Raw genomic sequence first — 2837 nt, 5'->3', positions numbered from 1 at the left:
CTCAGCGTCCCGCCTTCCTCCGCGCTCTTCAGCGCCACCTCTCCGGCCCTCCTCCTCGCCTGCTCCTCGAATCGCGCGTGCACGGAGACATCGCGGGGGTAGTCCGTGGCCGTCTGGTTCTGGAGCTCCACCACCTGCCGACGCTCGGCCGCGTCCAGCATCGGGAGGCGTGTCACAGCGGCTTCTGGCTGAAGGAGCACGCCCTCCAACAGCACGCGCAGGTGTTCCACCATGCGGCGCACCGTGGCGGGCTCGAACAGGTCGGTGCTGTACTCGAACACCCCGCTCAACCCGTCCGCCGTCTCCATGAAGAAGACGCTCAGGTCGAACTTCGACGTCCTGCCTTCCAGCGTCACGGGCTTGAGCGACATGCCCGGGAGCATTGCCTCACCCACGGGTACGTTCTGGAGCGCCAACAGCGTCTGGAACAACGGCGTGTGACTCCGGTCACGCTGGGGCTGAAGCGCCTCCACCAGCTTCTCGAACGGCACCTCCTGGTGCTCCTGTGCCTCCAGGACCGTCTCGCGCACCTGCTGGAGAAGGCTCCGGAAGCTGGGGGCTCCAGACAGGTCCGTCCGCAGCACCAGCGTGTTGACGAAGAAGCCGATGAGACCTTCCACCTCCGAGCGCGTGCGGCCGGCGATGGGCGAGCCCACGCTGATGTCCTCCTGGCCCGAGTACCTCGACAGCAGGACCTGCCAGCCCGCCAGCAGCACCATGTAGAGCGAGGCACCCTCGCGCTGCGCGAGGCCCCTCAGTTCCTGTGCGAGTTCCCGCGGCCAGAGGAAGGGCTGCGTCGCACCGGCGGTGGTCCGAACCGCGGGACGCGGGCGGTCTGTCGGCAACTCCAACACAGGCGGCGCACCGGAGAGCTTCCGCTTCCAGTAGTCCACTTCGCGCTGGAGTGTCGCGCCCTGCAACCAGCCACGCTGCCACGCCGCGTAGTCCGCGTACTGCACCGGAAGCTCCGGCAACGGCGACGGTTGCCCCTGCACGAAAGCCGCGTAGAGCGCCCCGACCTCGCGCACCAGCACACCGAGCGACCACCCGTCCGACACGATGTGATGCATCGTGACGACGAGCACGTGCTCGCGCGCGTCCAACTTCAACAGCAACGCCCGGAACAGCGGCCCGTGCGCGAGTTCGAAGGGCCGCAGCACTTCCTGCTCCACGCGCCGACGGGCTGCGCTTTCACGAGCGTCCCCATCATTCGAGGTCAGGTCGTCCACCGACAGCGTGAATGCACCGTGGGACGCCGTCCTTTGCACCGGCTCCGGGTCTCCGGCCACGAACGTCGTGCGCAGGGCTTCGTGACGGCGCACGACCTCGCCCAACGCCCGCTCAAGGACGTCCTGGCGCAGCGTGCCTTCCAGTCGCACCGCCACGGGCACGTTGTAGAGCGCCGTGCCTGGCTCCAGTTGGTCGATGAACCACAGCCGCTGCTGCGCGAACGACAGCGGCAACGGTGCATCCCTGGACACGGGCACCAGCGCGGGAGCCTTCGCGGATCCGGTCTTCTCCAGTCGCAGGGCGAGGGCTTCCACCGTGGGCGCCTCGAACAACGCGCGCAGCGGCAGCTCCGCTCCTGTCTCCATCCTCACCCGCGACACCACCTGTGTCGCCAGCAGTGAGTGCCCACCCAACGCGAAGAAGTTGTCCCTCACTCCCACTCGCGGGACTCGCAGCACCTCCGCCCAGATGCTCGCCAGCTTCGCTTCCGTCCGCGTCCTCGGCGCCTCGTACGCGCTCCCCGCCTTCGGCGCCTCCGGCTCCGGCAGCGCCTTGCGGTCCACCTTCCCATTCGCATTCAACGGCAGTGCGTCCAGCACCATCACCACGCCCGGCACCATGTACTCCGGCAGCCCCTGCCTCAGCTGGGCCTTCAGCTCCTCCCCCTCCAGCCCCTCTCCCTCCTTCGCCACCACATACGCCACCAGCCTCTTCTCCCCTCCCTCCCCCTTCGCCACCACCACCGCGTCCTTCACCTTCTCCACGCGGCGCAGCGCTGACTCCACCTCCCCCAACTCGATTCGGAAGCCCCTCACCTTCACCTGGAAGTCCACTCGCCCCAGGTACTCCAGCACTCCGTCCCCCCGGTACCTCACCCTGTCCCCCGTCCGGTACATCCGGCTCCCTGCCGGGCCGTGCACCTCTGGGAGGAACTTCTCCGCCGTCAGCTCCGGCCTCAGCAGGTACCCTCGTGCCTGCCCCTCTCCCGCCAGGTACAACTCCCCCGCCACTCCCACCGGCACCGGCTCCAGGTACCTGTCCAACACGTACGCGCGCGTATTCGTCAGCGGCCGTCCGATGTTCGGCACCTCCCCCCGCCCCACCAGCGACCACGTCGAATACGTCGTGTCCTCCGACGGGCCGTACAGGTTGTACAGCTTGCTCACCGACCCAACGCCGTACACCGCCTTCGCCAGCGTCTCCGGCAGCGCTTCTCCCGCCAGGTTCACCACTCGCACCGTCTCCGGCACCGCACCCAGCCTCACCAGCTGCGCCATCGCCGACGGCACCGTGTTGACGAGCGTCACCTCCGCCTCTGGCTTCTCTTCCGCCAGTTGCAGCGCGTTCCTCACCACCACCACGCTCCCTCCCCTCACCAACGGCCCGAAGAGCTCGAAGACGGAGAGGTCGAAGTTCAGGCTCGTCGCCGCCAGCACTCCCTTCATCTCCTCTTCCTCGAATCTCTTCTGGGCCCACCCCAGGAACGCCACCGCGTTCCTGTGTGTCACCGCCACTCCCTTCGGCCTCCCCGTGCTTCCCGACGTGTAGATGAGGTACGCCACGTTCTCCGCGCGCACCTGCGTCACTGGCGCTTCCTGCGACTCCGT

Annotated in this window: 1 protein-coding gene; it reads right to left on the bottom strand. The window is 68.0% G+C overall.

Translation table 11 applies throughout. From position 1 onward, the window contains the following. Positions 1-2837 (bottom strand): condensation domain-containing protein (locus tag GTY96_RS36940; protein WP_161667159.1); only part of this gene is annotated, 2837 nt, incomplete at both ends.

The organism is Corallococcus silvisoli (assembly GCF_009909145.1).
Classification (GTDB): Bacteria; Myxococcota; Myxococcia; order Myxococcales; family Myxococcaceae; genus Corallococcus; species Corallococcus silvisoli.
This window is presented reverse-complemented; position numbering and strand designations above follow the sequence as displayed.